The sequence below is a fragment of the Rhodoferax saidenbachensis genome (genome assembly GCF_001955715.1).
Classification (GTDB): domain Bacteria; phylum Pseudomonadota; class Gammaproteobacteria; order Burkholderiales; family Burkholderiaceae_C; genus Allorhodoferax; species Allorhodoferax saidenbachensis.
In genome coordinates, this window is record NZ_CP019239.1 from 4,090,822 (window position 1) to 4,115,513 (window position 24,692).

Consider the following 24,692-nt stretch of genomic DNA (forward strand, 5'->3'; position numbering starts at 1 on the left):
AATGCGATTGGACTTCAGAAAGGCATTCGGTATGTGCATACCCGCTACAGATTGGTTTGTTAACGGAAGCGTCAGTTTTGAACTGATTAAAGGCCTTCCAGCAGCGCTGATCGCTCTAGGCTTAGGGTTCGTAGCTACTCGGATTCAACAGCAACAAGCAAAAGTCGCAACCGCAAAACTAAATCTAGATTTGTTCGAAAGAAGATACAAGCTTTTTGAAGCAACGTGGCACGAGCTGTCACAGGCGGTTCAGCGAGAGCACATTGCTATAAGTAATCCTGAATTCACAAACCTATTCCCATCAGCACAGTTTCTTTTTGGCATGGAAATACGTGACTACATGGATGAAATATCAAAAAACTGCACGAAGCTTTGGTTAATTCAAGAAAGAACTCGTGCGAATCAAAACATTGTTCCGCAAGAGCTAATCACTGCGCAAACGGATCTCTTGAAATGGTTCGCCAAGCAAGCTATGGAAGATTGCCGAGCCCGGTTCGGGCCGTACTTGGACTTTAGCAAATGGAAATGATTTGCTAGGTAATTTTGAATGCTTGTAGTGATCAAGTAATGCAATTAGCGATTGCTCTCATTCGCCTTCGCTCGCCATAGAAAACTTCGAATCAATATCTAGGCGCTACCAAAAATGCCCCTTCCCAGCACTCCCACATAAGAATAGACTGAACCCGTCGCGCCAAGCAACTTTGCCAGCGCAGTACGCCATGAACCTCAACGACTTTGTCAAAGCCCATTCGGCCACCCAGTACTTGGGGGCCAGCGCCAGCACGCAGGCCACGGGCGGCTTGAGTTTGGCGGCGCAGGCAGGGCTCAAGAAGGCAGACCAGCGCATTCAAGCACAGGTGGACAAGACCACCGCGCAACTCTCCAGTTTCGGCAAACTGCAGTCCGCCGTGTCAGGCACACAGCTTGCCGCGCGTGGGCTGGGTATTTTGGGCAATACCAGTACGGCGACGGCGCAGAAGTCGGCTGCCAGTGATTTCACCAGCGCTTTTAATGCGGCCCTGGCCAGCGCAAAAACAACTGCCACACAACCCGGAGATACCGCTGCAGTGCAGAGTGCCAGCCGCACCGGCAAAAACCTGCTGAGCGCTTTGGGTGCTGACACCGCCACGGTGGATGCGCTCAAGAAAGTGGGTTTCAGTCTCAACGCAAGCGGCAGCCTGGTGCTGGACAGCACCAAGCTAGACGCTGCACAAAAGGCCGACCCGGCCGCTGTGCGCGCCACCTTGAACAAGCTGGGCAAACAGGTCTTCAACGCTGCGACGCAAGAACTGGCCAGCAATGGCAATGTGGGCTTGTCGCTGTCCACGCTGAACCAGCGCTCCGGCATTCTCAAAAGCCAGCAAGCCACCTTGAGTGCCTTGGGACAAGACAACAGCCCCACCCCAAGCAACACGGGCTTTGGCAGTTGGACGAACTGGGGCGTGTCGGCATACCAGCAAATCAGCTAGGCGCGGCCTGGGTAAAAACGCGCCGCTTGCGCCAGGCTCTCTCAGCTGGCCCGAATCCGCTGCACCAGCTTGGTCGTCGAGTACCCCTGCACAAACGGCAACGCCAACGCCCGCCCGCCCCAGGATTCGATCAGCGCAGTCTCCGGCAGTTTCGCCATGTCGTAGTCGCCACCCTTGACCAGAATGTCGGGCCTGATTTCACCTAGGATCTGCACCGGGGTGTCGTCGTCAAACCAGGTGACCAGGCTCACAGCGCCCTGGCCGGCCATGACGACAGCGCGGTCGGCTTCGGCGTTGAGCGGGCGGTCGTCGCCCTTGCCCAGGCGCTTGACGGAGGCATCGGTGTTGAGCGCCACGATCAGGCTGGCGCCCAGTTCGCGGGCCTGGGCCAGGTACATCACGTGGCCGCGGTGCAGCACGTCAAACACGCCGTTGGTAAACACCCAGGGGCGGGGCAGGTGGGCGAGCTGGCGGGCCAGATCGGCACGGTCGCAAATTTTGGACAGGAAAGCTGGCGCTTTTTGGGGGTTCATGGGGGCATGCTAGCAGGGAAAACGGCGTGGTTTACCCCTCAAGACAGGCTTTCACGCGGCCCCATGGGATGCATAATTCCGGCACTTTATGCACCTCGTACCGATCAGCGCAGAGTCCATACGCATTGGCCACCCCTTGCCCTTCCCTCTGATGGACAAGGACGGGGTGCTGTTGGCCAAAAAAGACTTTGTGGTCGGCTCCAAAGCCGATCTGGACGATTTCTCCAAGCGCGGCGGCGGCCTGTACATCGATGTGGCCGATTCCGAAGCCCACCACCGCGCCTACATTGGCCGGTTGCACGGCTTGGTCAACGACGAAAAAGCGCTCGGTGAAATTGCCGGTACCAAGCTCGCCGGCACCACGCTGGGCGAACGCGCCAGCGCTGGCGTGGTGGACGACGGCAAACCGGACTGGCTGGACCTGCAAGAGCAGTGCAATTACCTGCTGCGCGATAGCAACCCGGCGCAGTTCATGGACCGGCTGGAGCGCCTGCACGGCCTGCTGGAGCGCCACATGTTGCGCAACCCGGATGGCGTGTTGTTTGCGCTGATTCACCTGTCTGCCTCCGAGAAGCGGCGCTACAGCGCCACCCACGCCATGCTGGTTAGCGCCATGTGTGGCCTAGCGGCGCGCGAGGTGTTGAACTGGCCGCCGGAAGTAGTGGCGCTACTGGCCAAGGCTGCGCTGACCATGAACCTGGGCATGACGGATCTGCAAGACCGCCTGGCGTTACAAACCGAGGCACCCAGCCCCGCCCAACGCGCACAGATTGATAACCACGCCGAGAAATCCGTGGAAATGCTCAAGGCGCTGGGCGTGACCAATGTGCACTGGCTGCAGGCCGTGCGCGAACACCACACCCAGACACCCGGCCCGCTCAAAGCCAAGACCGGCGCCGAGCGCATGGCGCGCCTGATACAGCGCGCCGACATGTTTGCCGCACGCCTGGCACCGCGTGCTTCGCGCCAGCCGATTTCCCCGGCGGCCGCCATGCAGGCCTGCTACTTTGATGAAGAGCGCAAGGTGGACGAAGCCGGTGCGGCGCTGATCAAGGCCGTCGGTATTTATCAGCCGGGCTCGTTTGTGCGCCTGGCCACGGACGAAATTGCAGTGGTGATCAAGCGCGGTGCGAATACAACGACGCCGCGTGTGGCGGTGCTGGTCAACCGCTCCGGCATCCCCACCGTAGAGCCGACCATCCGCGAAACCAGCCTGCCCGACTACCGCATCGTGGCCAGCGTGGCGCACCGCGAAGTCAAGGTGCAGGTGAACCTGGAAAAAATGCTGCCGCTGACGGCAGTGCCCGCCTCAGACCGGCCGTGGTGACACAGCTGGAGTGATGGAGTCGGCCAGTTCGCGGGCCAGTTCCTTGCGGTATTTGTTGAGCTCCTGCACGGTGCTGAAACTGCGGTCCATCAGCAGACTCATGTTGTGCAGGATGCGCTCGACCACCTTGGTCTCCCACACCGCATCAAAGTTGATTTGTTTGTCCAGCCAGTGCTCCAGCCACTCAGGGTTGGGCATGCGGCTCTGGATGGTGTCGCGCGGGAACAGCGCCTTGTTGACGTGCAGGTTGGTCGGGTGCAGCGCTTGCGCTGTGCGCCGCGCACTGGCCATGAGCACGCCCACTTTGGCAAAGGCGGCTTTGGCTTCATCGCCAAAATTCTGGATGGCGCGTTTCATGTACCGCAGGTAGGCGCCGCCATGGCGGGCTTCGTCCTGGCTGAGCTTGGTGTAGATGGTCTTGATGACGGGTTCGGTGTGCCATTCGCTGGCGCGGCGGTACCAATGGTTGAGGCGGATCTCGCCGCAGAAATGCAGCATCAGCGTCTCCAGCACGGGCGCCGGGTCGAACTCGAAGCGCACGTTGTGCAGCTCTTCCTCAGTCGGCACCATGTCGGGCCGGTAGCGGCGCAGGTACTCCATCAGCACCAGTGAGTGTTTCTGTTCTTCAAAAAACCAGATCGACATGAAGGCGGAGAAATCGCTGTCGCCGCGGTTGTCGCGCAAGAACATCTCGGTGGCAGGCAGCGCAGCCCACTCGGTGATGGCATTCATCTTGATCGTGGCCGCCTGCTCGTCGGAGAGCTTGACGGGGTCGAAGCTGGCCCAGGGAATGTCTTTGTCCATATCCCAGCGGACCGATTCCAGTTGCTTGAAGAGTTCCGGGTAGAGCATGACAACCTTTCGATGCGATTTGATTTTAGTCGGCGTGTATGTCAGAAACTTGACAAACACCTGCTCCCGACAAGGACACATGACCATTCCATTATAGGGGTTATAAAACTGATTGATTTGAATAAATACCGTTTAGTCACAAAATAACTTGATGGTTTTAAATTCAAATTCAATGGTACTGAACAAGGTGGCGGCATGAAGGTCGCCATCGTCGGCTCCGGTATCTCGGGCCTGGCCGTGGCGCACCGCCTGCGCGGGCTGGCCGACATCACCCTGTTCGAGGCGGGCAGCTACTTTGGCGGGCATACCAATACGGTGGACCTGACCTTGCCGGGTTTGAACGGTACCAAAGTCACGCATGGCGTGGACACCGGTTTTTTGGTGTTTAACGAGCGCACCTACCCTACCCTGATTGCGCTGCTGGCGGAGCTGGGCGTGGAGACGTCCAAGTCCGACATGTCGTTCTCCGTGCAGGTGCCGGGCAGCGCAGGCCAGGCGCCACTGGAATGGAGCGGTTCGTCATTGGACACCGTGTTTTCCCAACGCCAAAACCTCTGGAACCCACGCTTCTGGCGCATGCTGCGCGACGTGCTGCGTTTCAACCGGCTGGCCACCAACATTGCCCGGCGCAATGCCGAGGCCGAGCTGGTGCAGCCGCTGGGCGACTTTCTGGCCCAGCACGCGCTGTCCGATGAATTTCGCGACTGGTATTTCCTGCCCATGCTGGGCTGCATCTGGAGCTGCCCGACCGACCAGATGCTGCAGTTCCCCGTGGCCACCATGATCCGTTTTTGCCACAACCACGGCCTGATCCAGGTAACCAACCGCCCGCAGTGGTGGACGGTAACCGGCGGCGCACGCCACTATGTGGACAAGATCGTTGCGGGCATTACCGACAAACGGCTCAACACCCCGGTGGAAAACATCACGCGCGATTCCCAGGGCGTGTGGGTGCGTTCCCACGGCCAGACAGAACACTTTGACAAAGTGGTGCTGGCCAGCCACTCAGACCAAAGCCTTACGATGCTGAGCGACGCCCGCGCGGCCGAGCAGGCGGTGCTGGGCGCCATTCGTTACCAGCCCAACCGCGCCGTGTTGCACACCGATACCCGCGTATTGCCCACCGAGCGCCGCGCCTGGGCCGCGTGGAATTACGAGCGCGCTGCGAGTGCCGACAAAAACTCGGCCCAGGTCTGCCTGCACTACCTGCTCAACCAGCTGCAGCCCCTCCCGTTTGCGCAGGACGTGGTGGTCTCGCTGAACCCGGTGCGCGAGATAGACTCGGCCCAGATCCACGCGACGTTTGACTACGCGCACCCGGTGTTTGACCTGGCCGCCATCCGTGCGCAAAAGTCTTTGCCTGCATTGCAAGGCATGCAACACACCTACTACTGCGGCGCCTGGACCGGTTATGGCTTCCACGAAGATGGCCTGAAGTCCGGGCTGGACGTGGCGCAGCGCCTGGGGCAAGCCATCGCACAACACGCGGTGGGCGGTGCCCTATGAACACAACAGCGCAGGCCCTGATCGGGTTTGGCGAAGTACGCCACACCCGCCTGCGCCCGGTGCGCAATGCGTTTGCCTATGGCACCTATTTCCTCATGCTGCCGATGCGCAGTCTGCAGTTGCAAGGCGATAGTGCGCTGGCACGCAACCGCTTTGCGCCTCTGAGTTTTTATGACACCGACCATGGCGACGGCCGCAGCCCCGAACAAGGTGGCGCACTGGCCTGGCTGGATGCGCTGCTGCTGCGCGAAGGGGTGGAAGACGCCGACGGTGAGGTCTGGCTGCACTGCTACCCACGCGTGCTGGGCTTCACCTTCAAACCCGTGAGCTTCTGGTACTGCCACCGGTTGGACGGCAGCCTGCGCGCCATCGTGGTGGAAGTGAACAACACCTTTGGCGAGCGCCATTGTTACCTGCTGGACGAGCCGCATTATGGCGTGGAATTGCGCGCCGACAAGGTGTTCCACGTGTCGCCGTTTTGCCCGGTGGAAGGCGGCTACCGTTTTCGCTTCATGCGCACGGCGGACGACCAACGCACCGTGGCACGCATTGACTATGACGACGCGCAAGGCCCGCTCATCGAGACCAGTGTGAGCGGCCACCTGCAACCCCTCACGCGCCAAAGCACACGCCAGGCGCTGTGGCGCTACCCGGCCATGACGCTGGCCGTGGTGGCGCGCATCCATTGGCAGGCGCTGCGCCTGTTTTTCAAGAAGGTGCGCTTCTTCCGCAAACCCGCACCACCGCCCACTTTCACCACCCGTTGAACCGAGCCAACGATGAACACCACCACCGCACCCGCCTTCACCCTGCCACAGGGCACGCCCGCCGCCGCGCGCACCGTGCTCAAGCTGCTGCAGCGCCTGCGCCATGGCAGCCTGACCGTGCAACTGCCCAATGGGTCCATGCAACGTTTTGGCGGTGAGGTCATGCCCCACGCCACGTTGCAACTGCACAACTGGAATGTCTGCGCGGCAGCGCTCAAGTCCGGTGACATTGGTTTTGCCGAGAGTTACATCGCCGGTGACTGGAGCACGCCCAACCTGACCGAGCTGCTGCGTGTGCTGGTGAAAAACCGCGCTGAGGTGGAGAACGTGGTCTACGGCTCTTGGGCCGGGCGCCTGCTGTACCGCATCAAACACCTGCTCAACCGCAACACCAAAACCAACAGCCAGAAAAACATCCACGCCCACTACGACCTGGGCAATGCGTTTTACACGCTGTGGCTGGACGAGACCATGAACTACTCGTCGGCCCTGTTCCACGGCGACTTCACGCAGCCCATGGTGCAGGCACAACACGCCAAGGTGCGCCGTGCGCTGCAGCAGGCCGGCGTGCAACCGGGCGACCGCGTGCTGGAAATCGGCTGCGGCTGGGGCGCGCTGGCCGAGATGGCAACCACCGGCTTTGGCGCGTCCGTCACCGGCGTAACCCTGAGCACCGAACAGCTCGCGTTTGCCAAAGCACGCATGGAACGTCTGGGTGTGGCGCATCAAGCGGATTTGCGCTTGCAGGACTACCGCGACATTGATGACGCGCCGTTTGATGCGATCTGCTCCATCGAGATGGTGGAAGCCGTGGGCCGCGAGTATTGGCCCACCTATTTCCAGACCGTTGCCAAGTTGCTCAAGCCCGGTGGGCACGCCTGTGTGCAGAGCATCGTGATCGACGACGCGTTGTTTGACCGGTATGTCGCGTCCACCGACTTTATCCAACAGTACATCTTTCCCGGTGGCTGCCTGCCCTGCCCGCGCGAATTCCGCACGCAGGCCGAAGCGGCCGGGCTGGAGGTGGTGGAGGCGCTGCATTTCGGCCCCGACTACGCCGAGACGCTGCGGCGCTGGCGCAATGCCTTTGTGACCGAGCACAACGCTGTATTGCAGCAGGGCTTTGATGCGCGTTTTGTGCGCATCTGGGAGTTCTACCTGGGCTACTGCGAAGCGGCCTTTGACGAACGCAACATCGACGTGGTGCAGTACACGCTGCGCAAACGTGCGGTCTGAACACACGGCATAAACCACCATGCCAACGCGTCGCACCATCTTGCAACTGCCCCTGCTGGCCTGGGCTGCGCTGGGCGCGCTTGGCGTGAGGGCGCAAAGCGCAACACCACCCGAGATCAGCACCGAGCTGCCCACGGCGCTGGCTGCGGGCAGCAGCCGCATGCGCTTTTTCGGTCTGTCGATTTACGACGCCAAGCTGTGGGTCACACCGGGCTTCAAGGCAGCAACCTACGCGCAGCACCCACTGGCGCTGGAGCTGACTTACCTGCGCGCACTGAGCGGTAAAGCCATAGCCGAGCGCTCGCTCACCGAGATGCGCCGCGCTGGCCCGCTGCCCGCCGCCACCGAAGCACGCTGGCTGGCTGCGATGCAGGCGGCTTTTCCCGATGTGAAAGAAGGTGACCGTATCACCGGCGTGCACCTGCCCGCCGTGGGGGCACGCTTTTATGTCAACAGACAATTGCGCAGCACGATTACTGATGCCGAGTTCAGCCGGCTGTTCTTTGGTATCTGGCTGTCGGACGCGACCAGCGAGCCGCGCCTGCGCCAGGAACTGCTGGCCGGCGTGCCAGGCTGACACCCATGCGCTGCGTCACGACGCCCACGGCGATGTCATTCACTTGGCGCGATGGCTGGCGTTATGGCCTGCTGGGTTTGCCGCTCGCCTTTGTGGCGCTGCCGCTGTACGTGATCCTGCCCAACCACTATGCGCGCGCGTTTGGCGTGCCGCTGGCCACGCTGGGGGCGGTGCTGCTGTTGGCGCGTTTGTTTGATGCCTTCATCGACCCGCTGCTGGGGCGCTGGAGCGACCGGCTGTTTGCGCGCTCGCCGCGCACGGTACTGGGCTGGGCGGCCGTGGGCGCGGTGTTGCTGTTTGGTGGATTTGCCCTGCTGTTTTTCCCGCCGGTGCAAGGCACCGAGGCACTGGTGCTGTGGGCCACGGCCTGCCTGATGCTGACCTACGCCGCCTACAGCCTGCTCAGCATCACGCACCAGTCCTGGGGCGCGATGCTGGGCGGTGATGAGGCGCAGCGCAGCCGCGTGGTGGCCTGGCGCGAAGGGCTGGGCCTGGTCGGCGTGATTTTGGCATCGATTGCGCCCGTAGCCCTCGGTCTGCCTGCGGCAACAGCTCTCTTTTTCATAGCGCTTTTTGCTGGCTGGTGGGCCTGGACACGCGCACGCCAGCCCCGCACCACGGCACAGAGTTTCAGCGACAGCGGGTATTCGGCAGGGCAGCCCGCATCCATCTGGCTGCCGTTTACACGCCCGGCCTACCGCGCGCTCTTGTCCGTGTTTGTGGTCAACGGCATTGCCAGTGCGGTGCCCGCCACGTTGATCCTCTTTTTTGTGCAGGACCGGCTGCAAGCCCCGGCCAGCGCCGAGCCGCTGTTTCTGGGCAGTTACTTTCTGAGCGCTGCGCTGGCGATACCGCTTTGGTTGCAAGTGGTTAAACGCATCGGGCTGGCGCGCACCTGGGGGGTGGGCATGTTGCTGTCCATTGCGGTGTTTGTATTTGCGGCTGGGCTGGGCGCCGGTGACACCACAGCGTTCATCGTGGTGTGTGCCTTGTCCGGCGTCGCGCTGGGCACCGACCTGGCCATTCCCGGCGCGCTGCTGGCCGGCACGATTGACACCAACGGCGACCGCGGCCGCATGGAAGGCGCGTACTTCGGCTGGTGGAACTTTGCCATCAAGCTCAACCTGGCGCTGGCCGCCGGTGTGGCCCTGCCCGCGCTGGGCCTGCTGGGCTACACGCCCGGCACACGCGACCCGCAAGCCCTGCAAGTTCTCACGCTGGCCTATTGCCTGCTGCCCTGCGCCCTGAAGGCGCTGGCAGCGGTGCTGCTCTACACCCTCATCCTCCGAAAGACCCCATGAAACGACGCCTGCTCCTGAGCTCCGCCGCGGCCAGCACCCTGGTACTGGGCGGCTGCGCATCCCAAGACATCAACAACTACGCCAGCGAAAAGCCGGTGCTGGACCTGCAGCAGTATTTCAACGGCACGCTGGACGCGTATGGCGTCTTCACCGACCGTTCGGGCGCCGTGGTCAAGCGCTTTACCGTGGTGATGCGCTGCACCTGGAGTGGCGACGTGGGGCTGCTGGACGAAGACTTTACGTACGCCGATGGCAGCACCCAAAAACGCGTGTGGCGCCTCACCAAACTGGCCGATGGCCGTTACACCGGTACGGCCGGAGATGTGGTGGGCACGGCGCAGGGCCAAGCACGCGGCAACGCGTTTTACTGGAACTACACGCTCAGCTTGCCTGTGGATGGCAAGGTCTACGAGGTGCAGTTCGACGACTGGATGTACCTGATGACCGACCGCGTGATGCTGAACAAGGCGACGATGACCAAGTTTGGCGTGAAGCTGGGTGAAGTCACTTTGTCCTTCACCAAGCGCTGAGGCCCGGAATTTATATGAAATTGGCCTGTAGCCCCCGAATGGATTGCGCAAGCAGCTACCAAAACCATAGCAAAAAGTTGCCGCCATGCCACTCCTGACACCCCTGAATCCGCCCATCACGGACTGGCGCGGCAAGACCGTGTGGCTGGTGGGCGCCTCCACCGGCATTGGGGAAGCGACGGCGTCGCGCCTGCACGCCTTGGGCGCACGCGTGGTGGTGTCGGCGCGCAAGCAGGTGGCGCTGGATACGTTTGTGCTGGCCCACCCGGGCAGCCAGGCGCTAGCGCTGGATGTGACCGATGCACAGGCCGTACAAGCCGCCGCACACACCTTGCAAACACAGGCCCCGCTGGACTGCGTGGTGTACTGCGCGGGCCACTACAACGCCATGCGGGGCTCCGCCATGGACCTGCCCGATCTACAGCGCCACCTGGCGGTGAACTACAGCGGCGCACTGGCTGTGCTGCACGCGGTGATACCCGGCATGCAGGCGCGCGGCGCCGGGCACATCAGCCTGATCGGCAGTGTGGCGGGTTACCGCGGTTTGCCCAACGGCCTGGCCTACGGGCCCACCAAGGCGGCGCTGATCAACCTGGCCGAGACCTTGTACCTGGACCTGCGCGGTGCGGGCATTGGGGTGTCACTGATCAACCCCGGTTTTGTACAAACGCCGCTCACGGCCAATAACGATTTCGACATGCCCGCGTTGCTGACGCCCGCGCAGGCCGCACAGGCCATCGTGCAGGGCTGGGCGCAGGGACGGTTCGAGATCCATTTCCCCAAACGGTTTACGCTGTGGCTCAAAATGCTGCGCATCCTGCCCAACCGGGCCTATTTCTACCTGACGCGCCGCGCCACGTTATGAACGCCTCCAGCTCCAACGAAGAATCCGTGCAACGCCTGGTGGTGTTTTTCGAAACGCTGACCGTGGATTCCGTGAAAGCCATTCCGGACTTCTATGCACCCGAAGCGCGGTTCAAGGACCCGTTCAACGACGTGACGGGGCAGGCCGCCATCGCACACATCTTTGCCGACATGTTCAAAACGCTGGAGGTGCCACGTTTTGTGGTGCAAGAGCGCATCGTGCAGGGGCAGCAGTGTTTTCTGACCTGGGAGTTCCGCTTTCGCTTCCGGCGTTTCAAGCAGGGCCAGGAGCAGGTGATTCTGGGTGGATCCCACCTGGTGCTGGACGACGCAGGCCGCGTGACGCTGCACCGCGACTACTGGGATGCGGCCGAAGAGTTGTACGAGAAATTGCCCCTCGTGGGCGCGCTGATGCGCTGGCTCAAGAAGCGGGCCAACAGTTAGGCGATTTGCCGTGAAGCAGGTCAGCCAAAGCGGCTGTTGGCCTGCAGTTCCGGGCTGCTGCGCGGCGTCCACCACGCCTTGAGGGTGGCAAACACATTGCGACATCCGGTGCACTTGTACTGGCCCGTGGCCTGGAGCGCTCCGTTGTCCGCACGGTCAATGACCTGCTGGTAACTGGTCGCGCCGCATTGGCAGCATTTGTAAGTCGTTTTGTACTTCAGCATGGTCTGCACAATGTACGTGCCCATGCCCGATTTGGGGCCATGCCGGATGTAAAACGATGTAAGCCGCGTATCGAAATGGCCGCAGCTTGGTCACCAGCCGGGGCCTGTTGCTTGAGGCCCTACTGATTCCGTCCGTTCGCGTTGAGCTTGGCCTGTCCTGAGCTTGACGAAGGACGAAGGACGAAGCGCCGCCCTTGCAAATGAAGCGCCTGCAAAGGGCTTCGACAGGCTCAGCCCGAACGGAAGTATTTTTCAGTGGCGCTTTAAACGGGCACGGTATCCGCGAAGCTGGGACGCTGCATGAGCTTGTCGTGCAGTTTGTCCAGGTTCGGGTACTCGGTGCGCCAGTCGATCTGCGGGAAGCGGAAGTCCAGGTAACCCACGGCGCAGCCCACGGCGAGGTCGGCCAGGCTCAGGTGGATGCCTGCGCAGTAGGGCTTGTCGCCCAGGCCGCGGCTCATGGCCTTCAGCGAATCGTTGACCTTGCGCATCTGGCGGTCGATCCAGTTCTGGCTGCGCTGGGCCTTGGTGCGGCCGCCCCAGGTGGCTTCCAGGCGTGCCAGGATGGCGGCGTCCATCAGGCCATCGGCCAGGGCTTCCCAGGTCTTGATCTCCGCGCGCTCGCGGCCCACGGCGGGGATCAGCTTGCCCACGGGGGACAGGGTGTCCAGGTACTCCACGATGACGCGCGAGTCAAACAGCGCTTCGGCGCCTTCCATGATCAGGCAAGGCACCTTGCCCAGCGGGTTGGATTCGGCAATGGTGGTGTCGGCCGCCCAGACGTCCTCGGTGATGAGGGTGTAGTCCAGTTTCTTCTCTGCCATCACCACGCGCACCTTGCGCACATAGGGGCTGGAAGTCGATCCGAGTAATTTCATGGGGTATCTGTAGTTGCTTTGCTTGGATTCTATCCATTGGGGTTTCCCTTAAACCCCCATGGGGAAGGGCGTGGCGCACAACCTACAATTGGGGCATGACTTTCTCCGCCATTTCCGCACTTTCCCCCCTGGACGGCCGCTACGCCGGCAAGCTGGCCGCATTGCGCCCCCTGATGAGCGAGCAGGGCTATATGCACCGCCGCGTGCAGGTGGAGGTGGCCTGGTTCATCACCCTGAGCGACGCAGGCTTTGCCGAATTCAAGCCACTCACCCCCGGAGCACGCACTTACTTGCTGGGCCTGGTGAAGAACTTCAGCGAGACCGATGGCGAAGCCATCAAGGCGATCGAGAAGACCACCAACCACGACGTGAAGGCCGTGGAGTACTGGATCAAGTCCAAGTTTGAAGCCCGCCCCGAACTGATGGGCGCCGGCGAGTTTGTGCACTTTGCCTGCACCAGCGAAGACATCAACAACACCAGCCACGCGCTGCAGCTCAAGGCCGCACGCGACCAGGTGGTGCTGCCGGCGCTGGACGGCGTAATCACCAAGCTGCGCGGCATGGCCCACGCGTTTGCCGACGTGCCCATGCTCAGCCGCACCCACGGCCAGACCGCCAGCCCCACGACCGTGGGCAAGGAAATCGCCAACGTGGTGGTCCGCCTGGCCACGGCGCGCGAGCGCATTGCCGCCATCAAGATCATGGCCAAGATGAACGGCGCCGTGGGCAACTACAACGCCCACATGAGCGCCTGGCCCGACTTCGACTGGGAAGCCTTCAGCAAGAAAGTGATTGAAACCCCCGAGCCACTGGGCCTGGGCCTGACCTTCCAGCCCTACAGCATCCAGATCGAGCCGCACGACTACATGGCCGAGCTGTTTGACGCGGTGGCGCGTTCCAACACCATCCTGATCGACCTGGCGCGCGACATCTGGGGTTATGTGAGCCTGGGCTACTTCAAGCAAAAGCTCAAGGACGGCGAGGTGGGCTCGTCCACCATGCCGCACAAGGTCAACCCCATCGACTTTGAAAACGCAGAAGGCAACCTGGGCCTGGCCAACGCCTTGCTCAAGCACCTGAGCGAGAAGCTGCCGATCAGCCGCTGGCAACGCGACCTGACCGATTCCACCGTGCTGCGCAACATGGGCGTCGCGCTGGGCTATGCCGTGCTGTCGTACAGCTCGCTGATGACCGGGCTGAACAAGCTGGAAATCAATGAGGCTGCGATTGCTGCCGATCTGGACGCGTCGTGGGAAGTGCTGGCCGAGCCGATACAGACCGTGATGCGCCGCTTTGGCCTGCCGCAGCCCTACGAACAACTCAAGAAGTTCACCCGCGGCGAAGCCATGACACGTGAGCTGATGCAGGGCTTTATTGCCGGGCTGGAGATTCCCCAGGCCGAAAAAGACCGCCTACTGGCCATGACGCCGGGCAGCTACATCGGCAAAGCGGCAGAACTCGCGAAACGTGTATAAAAAGCGCGTCCAAGCCTCTTTTTAACAACCCAATGCGCCTCCAGCCCATACCGAATGGGTGCGAGGCGCTTTGTTTTTGATAGCGCCATGGCACTCAAGTCCACCATCTACAAGGCCAATCTGCAGATTGCAGACATTGATCACGCCTACTACGCCGACCATGCGCTGACCCTGGCCCGCCACCCCAGCGAGACCGACGAACGCATGATGGTGCGCCTGGCCGCACTGGCGTTCAACGCCTACAAGCTGCAAAGTGAATGCAACGGCGACGGCACGCTGGCGTTTGGCGCGGGCTTGTCCGACGTGGAAGACCCCGATGTCTCGCTGACCGACTTCACGGGGCACAAACGCCTGTGGATCGAAGTGGGCCAGCCCGAAGACAAACCCATCTCCAAGGCCTGCAACAAGGCCGATGCGGTGCTTCTGTACTGCTTTGCCCACTCCGCCGACATCTGGTGGAAAGGCATTGAAACCAAGCTGACGCGGCTGGACAAGCTGCAGGTCTGGCGCATTCCCTCCGTCACCTCGCAGGCGCTGGCCAAACTGGCGCAGCGCAGCATGCAATTGCAGGCGACGATTCAGGAAGGTGTGCTGATGCTGGGGGACGGCGCGAACACGGTGGACATTGAGCCGGTTCGCTGGAAGTAACGTCCTCCCGTCCCACCGTTCGGCCTGAGCCGCCTGTCCTGAGCTTGTCGAAGGGGTCGAAGGCTTGGGATAGAAAGCGCTGCACTTCGACAGGCTCAGTGCGAACGGAGTTGAGCACAAAATGTGCCTGCAGCCCGCGTGCAGCTTGCGCAAGCAGCTACTCTTTTGGTAGCGACTCTGCCTTGCCTTCGGCGGCCCGCTCGGCGTATTTGTTGAAACGCCAGGAGGTCGCGTCCAGCGTGATGCGCCGCCAGGTGGCGCGTTTGTCAGCGGGCTGCATCTCGGGCCACAGCTGCACTTCTTCAAACGTGCGCCCACACCCCTTGCAGACCTCGTCGCCCTGGCTGGTGGAGCAGATGGCGATGCAGGGCGTGTCGGGCGTGGAGTGGTACCACTCAAGCCAGGCCTCCAGCGCCTTCTTCGGCATGGTGCGGGCGTCGGCCTCCACCTCATGGTAAAAAACCAGCAGGGCATAGACCTCGGCCAGCGCACGCGTCGGCGCGGGCAGGGCTACGCCATCAGGCGAGGGCTCACGCCCGCGCCAGTAGTTGATGGCCGACTCGATGTCGGTAATGTGTATGCCTGCCATGGTGTCTCAAGGGGAGGCGCATCATATACCGCAGCGCCTGCCCCTGGTCCGGGCATGGGACTAGCGCTTGGAATCGGCCGTGGCCGAGCGCACACTCAGCAGCATGGTGGCAATCAGAATGCCCACCACCACGCCCAGGGACACGCCCACGGGGATCTTGTAGATATCGATCAGGCACATCTTGGTACCAATGAACACCAGAATGACGGCCAGCCCGTAGTTGAGCAGGTGGAACTTGTTGGCCACCGCAGCCAGCAGGAAATACATGGCGCGCAGGCCCAGGATGGCAAACACATTGCTGGTCAGCACGATGAACGGGTCACTGGTGATGGCGAAGATGGCAGGGATGGAGTCCACCGCAAAAATCACGTCGGTCAGCGCCACCAGGCAGATCACCATGAGCAGGGGCGTGGCAATTTTCTTGCCGTTTTCCACGGTCCAGAACTTCTCGCCGTCGTAGTTCTTGCTCACGGGCAACACCTTGCGCAGCAGCTTGAGTGCGGGGTTGTCGTCCAGGCTGGGCTCTTGGCCTGCAGCCCACCACATCTTCACACCGGTGAGGATCAGGAAAGCGCCAAACACATAGAGGATCCAGTGGAACTGGGCCAGCAGCCAGCCGCCCACCAGAATCATGATGGTGCGCAGCACGATGGCACCGATGATGCCTATCATCAGCACCCGCTTCTGGTAGTGCGTAGGCACCGCAAAGTAGGTGAAGACCATCAGGAACACAAAGATGTTGTCCACCGCCAGCGACTTCTCGATGAGGTAGCCGGTGAGGAATTCGAGCGACTTGGTGTTGGCCATCTCGATGGAGCCGGTGCTGTCCTTGACGGCCCACCAGAAGAGGCCGTTAAAGAGGAAGCTGAGCGCGACCCAGACCAGCGACCAGTTCAGCGCCTCTTTGACGCCGATGTCGTGTGCGCCCTGCTTTTTGAGCACGACGAAGTCAATGAACAGGGACACCAGAACGATGCCGACAAAAGTGGCCCACAGCCACAGGGGTGCAATGGTTTGCATGACAAGACCTTATCAACGGGTTGAACGTCTCAAAAGGTCTTGCGGGATAGGGCTGCTTGGCCCCTCTACGTGCTCCGGCTGCCATGGTGACATGGCAACGTACTGACGAAACACGTGCGCTTGATGGCACTGGGCCACAAGGTCGCTACTCCCCTTTTGAAGTGGTGCAAGTGTCGCAGCGGGGGGTTGTGCCTGCAACAGGCGCCGATATTGGGCCCGGAGAAAAGGGGGACTTTGGCTGGTCGCGGTGCTATGCTTTGCGCCATGAAACTGATCGCAAAATGGCTGCTCAGCGCAGCCGCCCTGCTGGCCGTAGCCCATCTGTACAGTGGTGTGGAAGTGAGAAGCTTCGGTGCCGCGATGATTGCGGCTTTTCTGGTGGGCCTGCTCAACACCATCGTGCGCCCGCTGCTGGTGGTGCTGACCCTGCCGGTGACCGTGCTCACCCTGGGCCTGTTCCTGTTTGTCATCAACGCGCTGATGTTCTGGTCGGCCGCCAGCGTTCTGGACGGCTTCCACGTGCAGGGCTTTTGGGCCGCACTGATCGGTTCGCTGCTCTACACCCTGCTGGGCATGGTGATTGACTCAGCGCTCGAGCGCCTGTTCTCGAAGAAGTAACTCCATCTGCCGCGCGCGGGTGTCCACAATGGACGCCTCGAAGTGGTCGGCGCCCGCACCACCCAAACGCGCCTGCTCTTGCGCGGCCTTGAAACGGGCCAGTGCGCTGGCGTAGTCGAGCTGGGCCACGTTGACCTCCGCTTCGGCACGGATAGACGCCACGTTGCGGCCCTGCGCCGCGTAGGCACTGGCCAACAACTGCCAGGCCTGTGCATCGCGCGGATGGTCGACCAGCCAAATCTGCAGACTTTCCGACGCGGCCTTGGCCTGGCCAGTACGCACGCGCACCGGTGTCAGTAAAAACAGTTCTGCCCGGCTGGTTTTGGCCTCACCGTCATTGAGCAGGGCCTGCGCGCGTGCGGTGTCGCCCTGGGCCAAATACAACTCGGCACCCAACAGCCGCGCAAGACGGGCAGCCGCCGCATCGTTGCGTACCAGCTCGTTCAGGCGCGTCCACGCCTGGAGCGCTGCCGCGTTTTCCCGCAGCTTGATGGCCGCCAAGGTAGCGCCATACAACGCACCGGCTTGCTGGTACGGCGCAAGGCGGGCCAGGCGCGTCGGCTCCACCTCCAGCGCCCAATTGCGCAAGCCATCCACCGCAGTGTTGGACAACACCCGCGCGCGCGCTGCGACCATGGCCTGGTCCAGCTCACCGCCCAGGGTGACCGCAGCGGCGCCCTGGGGCACACGCGACTGCATGTCGGAAATACGTTCGGTAGTCAGCGGGTGGCTGCGCAGGTAAGGGAAGTTGCCGCCGTCGTTGAGGCGCGAGGCCTGCTGCAGCTTCTCAAACATGCTGGCGAAACCCTGCGGCGCAAAACCGGCCTGGCTCATGACGCCAAAACCCACACGGTCGGCCTCACGCTCCATGTCGCGTGAGAAGTTGAGCTGGGTTTGCGCTGCGACCGCTTGCCCGCCCACAATCGCGGCATTGGCGGCACCCGGATTTTTGCTGGCCGCCAGCGCGCCCAAAATCATCGCGCCGATCAGCCAGGGGGTCTGCTCGCCCTGGCGGGTGATCAGGCGGGAGATGTGCCGCTGGGTCACGTGGCTGAGCTCGTGCGCCAGCACCGAGGCCAACTCGTCACGGCTGGTGACCACCCCCACCAGCCCCAGATGCAATCCGAAATAGGCGCCGGGCAAGGCAAAGGCATTCACCGAGCGGTCTTTGCCCAGCAAAAGCTCCCAGGCATAGGCCTGGTCCAGTTCCGGCGGCAGCTCGCCGCGCAGCCGTGCAGCGGCCAGCAGCGGTTGCCAGATCGACTGCACATACTCCATGATGACCGGGTCATCCAGATAGTCCGGGTCGCGGTACAGCTCCCGCGCAATGCGATCGCCCAGCTTGCGTTCGGCAGAAGGCGTCATGCCGCTGCCATCGCCGAGATTGGGCAATCCGGTGCTAGAGCGCGCGGGTGTTGACTGCGTCCAGCCATTGCCCGCCATACCAAGCGCTATACAAACAATAGCTGCTTGCGCAATACGGGAAAGGACTGGAGAGCTATTTATTCTAAAAAATCGGGTCAAAATGAGTCTAGCGGCATGGTGGCCACGATGTGGGCATCAATCGGGTCCAGGAATACGGTCCAGAAGGATTTGCGACCGACCAGAGGCAAGTACAGCAATCCGTCCGGCTGGCGGCCAGCGTCGGCAAGTACGCGTGCAATGTCTGCTGCCTGGTTCGGAAATCGGGCTGTCAGTTCGGTGATGGGTTTAGCAACCTTAAGGATCTCCGGGATGGCTTGCGCATAGGGTTGCCACAGGTCGGGTCGAGAGGCCAAAGACACGCCCTGCAGGGCTGCCATCGTCGCATCCATTTTTTCCTTGTTGTCTTTGAATGGACGCAACGCCAGAAGAGAAGGCCCCATAAGCGGTAACGCCTCCACATTCTGCGGGGTTCGGGCTAGCAACTCAGGAGCCACATCGATGGCGTGCACTACACGGAATCGATCATATTCAAACACCATGTGCACCGGCCGGGCGAGGGACACCGTCCACAGGCCATAGCCCAATGCAGCGAGTTGCAGCACCGCCACAATGGCTAGGTCACGCCGCAATTCAGCCCACGGTTTGGTGCGATTGAAGACCGCCAGGGTAATCAGGGGCCCGAGAATAACGTCCACCGTCACAACCAAGAGGAACAATTCACGCCCACCTGAAATCTCGCGGTAGGGGTAGGGGTACCAAAGGCCAAACACCAGTAAGGCCGACAGCGTAGTAACAACGAAGCTCAGTGTGAAATGAATGACGCTGGCTTGCAGTCGGTCGCGCCAGAAAGACGGTGGGTAGGAGAACATATCCATAGAAAAGTGGTACTTTATATGTTGAGCGTGAACCTCGGGTAAAGTTGCCGATATGAGTACCCTCACCCATTTCGACACCCATGGTCAAGTCCATATGGTAGATGTTGCCGCAAAGGCTATTACTCACCGCACCGCCGTGGCAACCGGCCGCATCGAAATGCGGCCCGAGACACTCGCGCTCATTGAGACCGGCAATGCCAAGAAGGGCGATGTACTTGGCATTGTGCGCATTGCCGGAATTCAAGGCGCAAAGAAGACCAGTGATCTAATTCCTTTGTGCCATCCCATTGCCTTAGCCCCGGGGGTTGCAGTGGATTTTTCAGTAAATCGCACCAACAGTTTGCAGGCTTCCTGTATTGAGTGTACTGTGACCTCCGAAACGGTTGGGCCGACTGGCGTGGAAATGGAGGCCCTGACCGCAGTGCAAACTGCTTTGCTCACAATCTATGACGCGCGCAAAGCGGTTGACCGGAGCATGACAATAACCGATGTCAGGTTATTGGAAAAACACGGTGGACAGTCAGGCAGCTTCACGAGAGAAATTCCTCGGTGTTAATCCAACCAAATGAATACTTAAACGGCCAAAGGCTGTATATGTCGTGATTTATGAGTGAATTGGACGAACGCTACTTGGAAATTGATCAGCATGGGATACTAAAAATTCCCCCATCGCTTTGGTTTTCTTTATTTTTTCTGGCTCGTTTTTGGGGGTTTTTACTCACAAGCATCATGTCGCCAGAAATCTTAGGGAGGGGCGGCTTCCTGCTAACAAATGCCGGCTTCTGGATTGTGCTGATATGTGAACTACCCGTTGTGATATTGATTTATGCTGGATTTTCTAGACACCCGAATGGTGGACGACTTGCGCGATTCATTTGGCCACTCGGCCGGATAATCATTGCCCTAACTGCCGCAGCTAATTTGTATTTTTTAGTATGGTGGCTTCTGCATAGTGACTATTGGGAGCGCTGGCCAGAACTATTTTTAGTTTCATGTGGCGTGCTAGACCTGACTGCGGTATTTGCCACCTGGGGCTCTGACTATCTAAAACAAGTGTTTAACGAATTTCCACCCAAAGAATAAAATGTCTTATTACGACAATGTAAACCAGACTATTCTGGATTTGATCCCTGTTACGGCTACATCTATTTGTGAATTTGGCTGTGGCGCCGGTGCACTTGCACGCGCGGTTCGAGTTAATACACCGAATATATATTATGTCGGCGTTGAAATAGCTGAGGACCAGTTGGCATTAGCCTCTGAGATTCTTGATATGGGATTACTCAGGAATATTGATCACGTTAAAGACTGGGATTCGGATGAGGAATTATCACTGGCATTGCCTTTGAACAGTTTTGATCATGTTATTTTGGGTGATGTTCTGGAGCATTTGTATGATCCCCAATTGGTAATGAATGAGGCAGCCCGCCGACTCAAACCGGGTGGATGTGCAATAGTTTGTATACCCAATGTTCAACATTGGTCTGTTTTTGCCAATTTGGTCGCCGGAAGTTGGCCTCGTCAAGATTCGGGACTATTCGATCGCACGCACATCCGATGGTTCACTCTAGAAGATATGGTGCATTTAGTGGAGTCTGCAGGGTTGTCCGTTGAAACCGTGGTCCCTCGGATATTTGACGAACCCAAAGGGCTGTCTGTCATGGAGGATTTGGAGGCACTTGCCTTGAATTTGAGCGTTTCTCCGGATGCATTAATTCATAGGGGTATGGTGCTGCAGTTTGTATTGGTTGGACGCAAGGCTCTTTAAACATGATCCACCCACTAATTTGGTTGCGCAATTCAACACGTACATTCTTAGGTGGCACTCTGATTGGCAATATTTTGAGAGAGTTGGGAGCTAAGCCAGTTAGCGGGACGATTCATTTCATCAGCGCAACCCGACTTAACGAGCACGATTTCTGGAAAACTTCTTCACTGGGGAAGAGCATTCTTAGATGGCGAGACACACCAAGCGTTCAATTTCATATTCACTATGAAAATAAAGACGGCCTGCCAAAGCTTTACAACCAGCATATACGGTCTACGCCAGCAGCCGATCTATTGATTTTTCTACATGACGACGTGTATCTGAATGACCCGGATTTCTTGACTCAAATTCGCAAGGCACTTGCTCGCTATGACGTCGTGGGAGTGGCTGGTAACGTACGCTTGTTGCCCCGCCAGCCTGCATGGTGTTTCAAGGAAGTAAAAAACAACGGGGTTGTTTGGGATTCGGGGTATTTATCCGGCGCAATAGCTCATGGCATCATTTCATCATACACAGTTTCAAAATACGGCCCAGTTCCAATGGCTTGCCAAGCCTTAGACGGTGTATTTTTGGCAGCTAGGTGCATTAATTTGAAGCGATCGAGGGTTACCTTTGACGAAAATTTTAAATTCCATTTTTATGATATAGATTTTTGCCGGACTGCAATCAAAACCGGGCTCACGCTGGGCACTTGGTCGCTTTCATTAATCCATGAGAGTAGCGGCTCTTTTGGAAGCTCAAGCTGGAACGATGCGTATAAGCTATATCTTCAAAAATGGGACTCCGTCTAATAATTCCATTTATTCAGTTTAAATATTGAGAAGCTATTACAACACCGTCTTCTGGCAATTTAATTGGCACAGAAATACTGGAATAATCCCTTATTGAGAGACTCAGTGGATCCAAGTTTAAGCGTTCCCATAGTCTTTGTTGACCCTGGGTACTGTGTGCTGGAAAACTCACCAACGATTCAGTAATGAGCAATCCCAGATTTCTGTGGATACTGAGTCTTTTCCCGCTCAAATGCAAGCGATTACTCCAGTCTTCTTCCGCCAAAGATTGCGAATCCGACATGTCCTCATCAAACAGAAGTTCACCCATCAATGCGGGCTTAAATGCTAGAAATTTACCGTCAAGCACTACCGCACCGTCGACAATTTTGCGGCGGTCTGCTCCGGCAATCTGCAACTCAAACATATCCTGCGCCTGTTGAGATGGTCGCAGCAAACCCCATGCCTTGAAGCTAGGAGCATCCACACTCCAGTCTTTTTGACGCCAAGCCAATGCACCTGCGCAACCCAGCAATTCGCAATGTTCGAGTGAGGCAACCACCTCAAAGAAAAAATTCCGGTTCCACGGTCGTAGGTTGCGCTGCATCACCAACACGAGACCTGGTTCGGATGAAGTGATGAGGTCGTTATAAACGTTTAATCGTTCGCTCGGCTCACAGCGTTGATATGTAATGTCCCATCGTTCAGGATGAATACAGTTTGCATACATATGGCGCTCGATCTCTTCGACGATCTTTGCAGAAGCGCACGGCACCAAAACCAAAATAGATTGCTGCGCCGGATACGTTGGCAACTCGCGCTCACCACTCACATCAAACGACAAGGCAGTACTTAAGAGCTCGCCCTGCATCTTTTGTGTATCGCTAGGCTCTGGCATAAGCGCCTGTTTTTGAAGTACCTGCAAAGCGGCACCCGGCTCATTCAGAATCAAATTCAAACGTGCCTCTAGTAATAATGCTTCGTGGGCATCCTCTATGCTCAATTTTGGATGTTCTTGTTTCAGTAAGTTCAGAGCTTCTAAATGAAATTTTTCGGTGACGAGCTGTCGACATTTTAGTAACATGGCACCACCAGAATCTGGATAATGCTTCAGACACAAATCGAGAATTCGCGTCGCCGCCGCGACGTTACCGTTATACAAAACCATTTGTGCCCGTTGCAATAGTACCTCCTGCTCCAAGGCTGGGACACTGGAGTGACTGCCCAATTCATTTTTGGCATGCTGCTCAAGCAGTTTTTCAATGGCATTTTCAAACCCCAATGCAAATTTTTTGGCATTGCCCAAGCTGGACTCTTTGAATCGTTGAGGCGCCTCTCGCCTAAATTTTGCGATTAAATTTGTATCGCTAGCAACCTCGATGGCACGCTCCACATAATTTTTTGCCGTGTCAACTGCAAACTCTGGGAAACCCAAGTTGCACATAATGGATCGCCCCACGCGACTAATTAGTGACTTTCCCGACAAAGTAATAAGCGGGACACCCACATATGCTGCGAAGCATGAAGTAGTTCCGCCATTAAACGGGTAAGTGTCTAGGACAATATCAATCTCTTGATATGACTCCCAATATGCAGCGCCAAAAGAAGGTTTTTTCAAGTCAATTTGCTCTTCTTTGATTCCCGCTTCAACCAATCTCTTCCGAAACGCGGCGGTAGTTGTTTTATCAATTAGTACTGTGGATTGGATGATCAATCGACTCATCGGTAGTTTTTGTAAAATCAAATACCAACATGCCAGTATTGGTGGTGTTATTTTAGCGACATTGCCATAGCACCCGAACGTCACGAATCCATTTTTGAGCACGGGTGGCTCAGCCAAGTATGGCACTTCTTCCATGGGATCAAAACACCACAATGACTCGGGAAGTATCAGTGGATTCTCGGTGTAATATTGACTTGCCTCCGCAGTCCATATATGCGGGTCTACCATTTTGACGTCAATCGAGCTGTGGCCGGTCGTGGGTGGATAGGCAAGGCCCGTAATTTGGATTTTTGCAAACTTATTCTTCAACAAATGCACTCGATTGGCAGATGTGTGGCCCATCAAATCGACCAAAATATCCAATTCGTGTGAGCGAAGGAGTGTTTCCAGCGCCTCATCACTCAGGCTATGAACGTCGTAAAAATCTTTCGTTATCTCTCGATACGCCTTGGCTTGAACGTCAGCGGAAGGCTTGACGGTATCTTCGCTGTAGATAAATACTTCAAAACGATCTGTGCTGTGGCTTGCGAGAAGTGGCCTCGCAAAGTAACGTACAGAGTGCTCATGAAAGTCTGCGCCCCAATAGCCAATGCGTATCTTTTGGGATTTGGGCTTGGCGACTGGCTGTCCAGTCAAATATATAGATGAGCCTTGGGTTCCTACTCCGGAAACTGAGTTTGTTAGCCTATTAGTTTTTGGCTTAAGTGTTTCGGCCCAGAATTGGTGTTCTTGTGCGAGTAATAAATCATTGCTATCGTTGTAGGCGAGCCTGAACAGGTAGGCATTTGCGTGGCGTAAGCTATCAAAATCACTTAGCCACGCTGTCATTTGAAACTCTTTGGCCCTATATGCATCACCGAGAGCCATACATATTCCCGACAATTCGGAATTAACTGCCTCGGCAAATGAGGTACTGTCTTTGATTATTGCAAGCAATGGCAGCGCCAATTCGCACTGATTACTGATGACCAGAGCTCTAGCCCAATGGTAAATACAGGCATTGTTTGTATCGTCAAGCCTATACGCTATTTCTATATGATGCTTAAACTGAGCTTTATCACCAAGTTGGTCATAACAATTTCCAAGTGCAACATACAAATTGCAATTGTGTGGATCGCGCCTAAGATAATTTTTAATCTCCTTAATGGCAAGATTGAACTCGCCACTTGCCATCAATTTATCAGCACGTTCCAGATTTGCTCCCACAGAGAGCATATATTGGATTAGCCGAAATATCCAATTTTTTATGGCTTGCAAAATATGTTTTAACATT

At 58.2% G+C, this 24,692-nt stretch carries 27 protein-coding genes; 18 read left to right on the top strand and 9 right to left on the bottom strand.

The genetic code is table 11. The features are described 5' to 3' along the window. The first annotated feature begins 31 nt into the window (after positions 1-31). Together RS694_RS19320 and fliD are read left to right on the top strand one after the other, a co-directional pair. Positions 32-529, top strand: coding sequence for a hypothetical protein (locus RS694_RS19320; RefSeq protein ID WP_152528785.1), 498 nt, complete (start codon positions 32-34; stop codon positions 527-529). A gap of 190 nt (positions 530-719) precedes the next feature. Continuing rightward, positions 720-1,469 carry a flagellar filament capping protein FliD gene (fliD, locus tag RS694_RS19325; RefSeq protein WP_029706730.1) on the top strand — a complete coding sequence of 250 codons (750 nt, stop codon included), beginning with the start codon at positions 720-722 and terminating at the stop codon, positions 1,467-1,469. 41 nt (positions 1,470-1,510) lie between these two features. On the opposite strand, the gene RS694_RS19330 is transcribed toward fliD, so the two are convergent. Further along, on the bottom strand, positions 1,511-2,002 hold the full coding sequence (locus RS694_RS19330) for an adenylyltransferase/cytidyltransferase family protein (protein ID WP_029706731.1): 492 nt from the start codon (positions 2,000-2,002) through the stop codon (positions 1,511-1,513). Between the two features lie 88 nt (positions 2,003-2,090). Between RS694_RS19330 and RS694_RS19335 the strand changes: the two genes are divergently transcribed. Beyond that, a complete protein-coding gene (locus tag RS694_RS19335) occupies positions 2,091-3,329 on the top strand; it encodes an HD-GYP domain-containing protein (protein WP_029706732.1) in 1,239 nt (412 codons plus the stop codon). On the opposite strand, the gene RS694_RS19340 is transcribed toward RS694_RS19335, so the two are convergent. Next, complete coding sequence (locus tag RS694_RS19340; protein WP_029706733.1) at positions 3,312-4,181, bottom strand: ferritin family protein; 870 nt, start codon at positions 4,179-4,181, stop codon at positions 3,312-3,314. The genes RS694_RS19335 and RS694_RS19340 overlap by 18 nt on opposite strands. A gap of 195 nt (positions 4,182-4,376) precedes the next feature. On the opposite strand from RS694_RS19340, the gene RS694_RS19345 reads away from it, so the two are divergent. The 8 genes from RS694_RS19345 to RS694_RS19380 all read left to right on the top strand — a co-directional run bounded on the left by RS694_RS19345 (position 4,377) and on the right by RS694_RS19380 (position 11,406). Beyond that, a complete protein-coding gene (locus RS694_RS19345) occupies positions 4,377-5,687 on the top strand; it encodes an NAD(P)/FAD-dependent oxidoreductase (protein ID WP_029706734.1) in 1,311 nt (436 codons plus the stop codon). Next, positions 5,684-6,454 carry a DUF1365 domain-containing protein gene (locus tag RS694_RS19350; protein WP_029706735.1) on the top strand — a complete coding sequence of 257 codons (771 nt, stop codon included), beginning with the start codon at positions 5,684-5,686 and terminating at the stop codon, positions 6,452-6,454. The genes RS694_RS19345 and RS694_RS19350 overlap by 4 nt, the downstream gene beginning before the upstream one ends. A gap of 12 nt (positions 6,455-6,466) precedes the next feature. Next, positions 6,467-7,690, top strand: a complete 1,224-nt coding sequence (locus tag RS694_RS19355) for an SAM-dependent methyltransferase (RefSeq protein ID WP_029706736.1) — start codon at positions 6,467-6,469, stop codon at positions 7,688-7,690. 19 nt (positions 7,691-7,709) lie between these two features. Beyond that, positions 7,710-8,267: a chalcone isomerase family protein gene (locus RS694_RS19360; RefSeq protein ID WP_029706737.1), complete on the top strand. Its 558-nt coding sequence runs from the start codon at positions 7,710-7,712 to the stop codon at positions 8,265-8,267. A gap of 5 nt (positions 8,268-8,272) precedes the next feature. Further along, positions 8,273-9,568, top strand: coding sequence for an MFS transporter (locus RS694_RS19365; RefSeq protein ID WP_051391766.1), 1,296 nt, complete (start codon positions 8,273-8,275; stop codon positions 9,566-9,568). Then, positions 9,565-10,098, top strand: a complete 534-nt coding sequence (locus tag RS694_RS19370; RefSeq protein ID WP_029706739.1) for a DUF3833 domain-containing protein — start codon at positions 9,565-9,567, stop codon at positions 10,096-10,098. Before RS694_RS19365 ends, RS694_RS19370 begins: the two co-directional genes overlap by 4 nt. Positions 10,099-10,183: 85 nt before the next feature. Then, a complete protein-coding gene (locus RS694_RS19375) occupies positions 10,184-10,963 on the top strand; it encodes an SDR family NAD(P)-dependent oxidoreductase (RefSeq protein ID WP_029706740.1) in 780 nt (259 codons plus the stop codon). Continuing rightward, on the top strand, positions 10,960-11,406 hold the full coding sequence (locus tag RS694_RS19380) for a nuclear transport factor 2 family protein (protein ID WP_029706741.1): 447 nt from the start codon (positions 10,960-10,962) through the stop codon (positions 11,404-11,406). Before RS694_RS19375 ends, RS694_RS19380 begins: the two co-directional genes overlap by 4 nt. Before the next feature lie 20 nt (positions 11,407-11,426). On the opposite strand, the gene RS694_RS19385 is transcribed toward RS694_RS19380, so the two are convergent. Further along, positions 11,427-11,654 (bottom strand): hypothetical protein, encoded by a 228-nt coding sequence (locus RS694_RS19385; RefSeq protein WP_029706742.1) that lies wholly within the window; start codon positions 11,652-11,654, stop codon positions 11,427-11,429. 239 nt (positions 11,655-11,893) lie between these two features. Continuing rightward, a complete protein-coding gene (locus RS694_RS19390) occupies positions 11,894-12,508 on the bottom strand; it encodes a glutathione S-transferase N-terminal domain-containing protein (RefSeq protein WP_029706743.1) in 615 nt (204 codons plus the stop codon). 95 nt (positions 12,509-12,603) lie between these two features. Between RS694_RS19390 and purB the strand changes: the two genes are divergently transcribed. Further along, positions 12,604-13,983 (top strand): adenylosuccinate lyase, encoded by a 1,380-nt coding sequence (gene purB, locus RS694_RS19395; protein WP_029706744.1) that lies wholly within the window; start codon positions 12,604-12,606, stop codon positions 13,981-13,983. 87 nt (positions 13,984-14,070) lie between these two features. Then, a complete protein-coding gene (locus RS694_RS19400; protein WP_029706745.1) occupies positions 14,071-14,631 on the top strand; it encodes a YaeQ family protein in 561 nt (186 codons plus the stop codon). 157 nt (positions 14,632-14,788) lie between these two features. On the opposite strand, the gene RS694_RS19405 is transcribed toward RS694_RS19400, so the two are convergent. Continuing rightward, the gene (locus RS694_RS19405; protein WP_029706746.1) at positions 14,789-15,220 is read right to left on the bottom strand and encodes a DUF3717 domain-containing protein; all 432 of its coding nucleotides are present in this window, start codon (positions 15,218-15,220) and stop codon (positions 14,789-14,791) included. A 60-nt stretch (positions 15,221-15,280) separates the two neighbouring features. Beyond that, positions 15,281-16,240, bottom strand: coding sequence for a TerC family protein (locus RS694_RS19410; RefSeq protein WP_029706747.1), 960 nt, complete (start codon positions 16,238-16,240; stop codon positions 15,281-15,283). 264 nt (positions 16,241-16,504) lie between these two features. On the opposite strand from RS694_RS19410, the gene RS694_RS19415 reads away from it, so the two are divergent. Beyond that, entirely contained in the window at positions 16,505-16,858 is a 354-nt protein-coding gene (locus RS694_RS19415; RefSeq protein ID WP_029706749.1) for a phage holin family protein, read from the top strand. Here the strand turns inward: RS694_RS19415 and RS694_RS19420 are convergent. Both RS694_RS19420 and tfpZ read right to left on the bottom strand, forming a co-directional pair. Continuing rightward, entirely contained in the window at positions 16,826-18,301 is a 1,476-nt protein-coding gene (locus RS694_RS19420) for a M48 family metalloprotease (protein ID WP_029706750.1), read from the bottom strand. The two genes, RS694_RS19415 and RS694_RS19420, sit on opposite strands and share 33 nt — an antisense overlap. 77 nt (positions 18,302-18,378) lie before the next feature. Then, complete coding sequence (tfpZ, locus tag RS694_RS19425; protein ID WP_241463921.1) at positions 18,379-19,158, bottom strand: TfpX/TfpZ family type IV pilin accessory protein; 780 nt, start codon at positions 19,156-19,158, stop codon at positions 18,379-18,381. Between the two features lie 52 nt (positions 19,159-19,210). Here tfpZ and moaC point away from each other — a divergent pair, with 52 nt between their 5' ends. From moaC to RS694_RS19445, 4 genes are read left to right on the top strand one after another with little or no spacing between them, the layout of a single operon-like run. Further along, entirely contained in the window at positions 19,211-19,714 is a 504-nt protein-coding gene (moaC, locus tag RS694_RS19430) for a cyclic pyranopterin monophosphate synthase MoaC (RefSeq protein ID WP_029706752.1), read from the top strand. A gap of 50 nt (positions 19,715-19,764) precedes the next feature. After that, complete coding sequence (locus RS694_RS19435; RefSeq protein ID WP_076069934.1) at positions 19,765-20,241, top strand: DUF2919 family protein; 477 nt, start codon at positions 19,765-19,767, stop codon at positions 20,239-20,241. A gap of 1 nt (position 20,242) precedes the next feature. Next, positions 20,243-20,926, top strand: coding sequence for a class I SAM-dependent methyltransferase (locus tag RS694_RS19440; RefSeq protein WP_076069936.1), 684 nt, complete (start codon positions 20,243-20,245; stop codon positions 20,924-20,926). 2 nt (positions 20,927-20,928) lie between these two features. Further along, entirely contained in the window at positions 20,929-21,717 is a 789-nt protein-coding gene (locus tag RS694_RS19445; RefSeq protein ID WP_081708573.1) for a glycosyltransferase, read from the top strand. A 13-nt stretch (positions 21,718-21,730) separates the two neighbouring features. Here RS694_RS19445 and RS694_RS19450 read toward each other — a convergent pair whose 3' ends face one another. Continuing rightward, a complete protein-coding gene (locus tag RS694_RS19450; RefSeq protein WP_081708574.1) occupies positions 21,731-24,691 on the bottom strand; it encodes an O-linked N-acetylglucosamine transferase, SPINDLY family protein in 2,961 nt (986 codons plus the stop codon). Position 24,692: the final 1 nt, after the last annotated feature.

Coding starts and splice junctions, on each gene's coding strand:
- RS694_RS19365 (WP_051391766.1), top strand. CDS start 8,273: ATGCGCTGCGTCACGACGCCCACGGCGATGTCATTCACTTGGCGCGAT.
- RS694_RS19445 (WP_081708573.1), top strand. CDS start 20,929: ATGATCCACCCACTAATTTGGTTGCGCAATTCAACACGTACATTCTTA.
- RS694_RS19400 (WP_029706745.1), top strand. CDS start 14,071: ATGGCACTCAAGTCCACCATCTACAAGGCCAATCTGCAGATTGCAGAC.
- RS694_RS19345 (WP_029706734.1), top strand. CDS start 4,377: ATGAAGGTCGCCATCGTCGGCTCCGGTATCTCGGGCCTGGCCGTGGCG.
- RS694_RS19450 (WP_081708574.1), bottom strand. CDS start 24,691: ATGTTAAAACATATTTTGCAAGCCATAAAAAATTGGATATTTCGGCTA.
- RS694_RS19405 (WP_029706746.1), bottom strand. CDS start 15,220: ATGGCAGGCATACACATTACCGACATCGAGTCGGCCATCAACTACTGG.
- RS694_RS19320 (WP_152528785.1), top strand. CDS start 32: ATGTGCATACCCGCTACAGATTGGTTTGTTAACGGAAGCGTCAGTTTT.
- RS694_RS19360 (WP_029706737.1), top strand. CDS start 7,710: ATGCCAACGCGTCGCACCATCTTGCAACTGCCCCTGCTGGCCTGGGCT.
- RS694_RS19370 (WP_029706739.1), top strand. CDS start 9,565: ATGAAACGACGCCTGCTCCTGAGCTCCGCCGCGGCCAGCACCCTGGTA.
- RS694_RS19385 (WP_029706742.1), bottom strand. CDS start 11,654: ATGGGCACGTACATTGTGCAGACCATGCTGAAGTACAAAACGACTTAC.
- RS694_RS19390 (WP_029706743.1), bottom strand. CDS start 12,508: ATGAAATTACTCGGATCGACTTCCAGCCCCTATGTGCGCAAGGTGCGC.
- RS694_RS19420 (WP_029706750.1), bottom strand. CDS start 18,301: ATGGCGGGCAATGGCTGGACGCAGTCAACACCCGCGCGCTCTAGCACC.
- RS694_RS19335 (WP_029706732.1), top strand. CDS start 2,091: ATGCACCTCGTACCGATCAGCGCAGAGTCCATACGCATTGGCCACCCC.
- RS694_RS19415 (WP_029706749.1), top strand. CDS start 16,505: ATGAAACTGATCGCAAAATGGCTGCTCAGCGCAGCCGCCCTGCTGGCC.
- purB (WP_029706744.1), top strand. CDS start 12,604: ATGACTTTCTCCGCCATTTCCGCACTTTCCCCCCTGGACGGCCGCTAC.
- RS694_RS19340 (WP_029706733.1), bottom strand. CDS start 4,181: ATGCTCTACCCGGAACTCTTCAAGCAACTGGAATCGGTCCGCTGGGAT.
- RS694_RS19410 (WP_029706747.1), bottom strand. CDS start 16,240: ATGCAAACCATTGCACCCCTGTGGCTGTGGGCCACTTTTGTCGGCATC.
- fliD (WP_029706730.1), top strand. CDS start 720: ATGAACCTCAACGACTTTGTCAAAGCCCATTCGGCCACCCAGTACTTG.
- RS694_RS19375 (WP_029706740.1), top strand. CDS start 10,184: ATGCCACTCCTGACACCCCTGAATCCGCCCATCACGGACTGGCGCGGC.
- RS694_RS19355 (WP_029706736.1), top strand. CDS start 6,467: ATGAACACCACCACCGCACCCGCCTTCACCCTGCCACAGGGCACGCCC.
- RS694_RS19350 (WP_029706735.1), top strand. CDS start 5,684: ATGAACACAACAGCGCAGGCCCTGATCGGGTTTGGCGAAGTACGCCAC.
- RS694_RS19440 (WP_076069936.1), top strand. CDS start 20,243: ATGTCTTATTACGACAATGTAAACCAGACTATTCTGGATTTGATCCCT.
- tfpZ (WP_241463921.1), bottom strand. CDS start 19,158: ATGGATATGTTCTCCTACCCACCGTCTTTCTGGCGCGACCGACTGCAA.
- RS694_RS19380 (WP_029706741.1), top strand. CDS start 10,960: ATGAACGCCTCCAGCTCCAACGAAGAATCCGTGCAACGCCTGGTGGTG.
- RS694_RS19435 (WP_076069934.1), top strand. CDS start 19,765: ATGAGTGAATTGGACGAACGCTACTTGGAAATTGATCAGCATGGGATA.
- moaC (WP_029706752.1), top strand. CDS start 19,211: ATGAGTACCCTCACCCATTTCGACACCCATGGTCAAGTCCATATGGTA.
- RS694_RS19330 (WP_029706731.1), bottom strand. CDS start 2,002: ATGAACCCCCAAAAAGCGCCAGCTTTCCTGTCCAAAATTTGCGACCGT.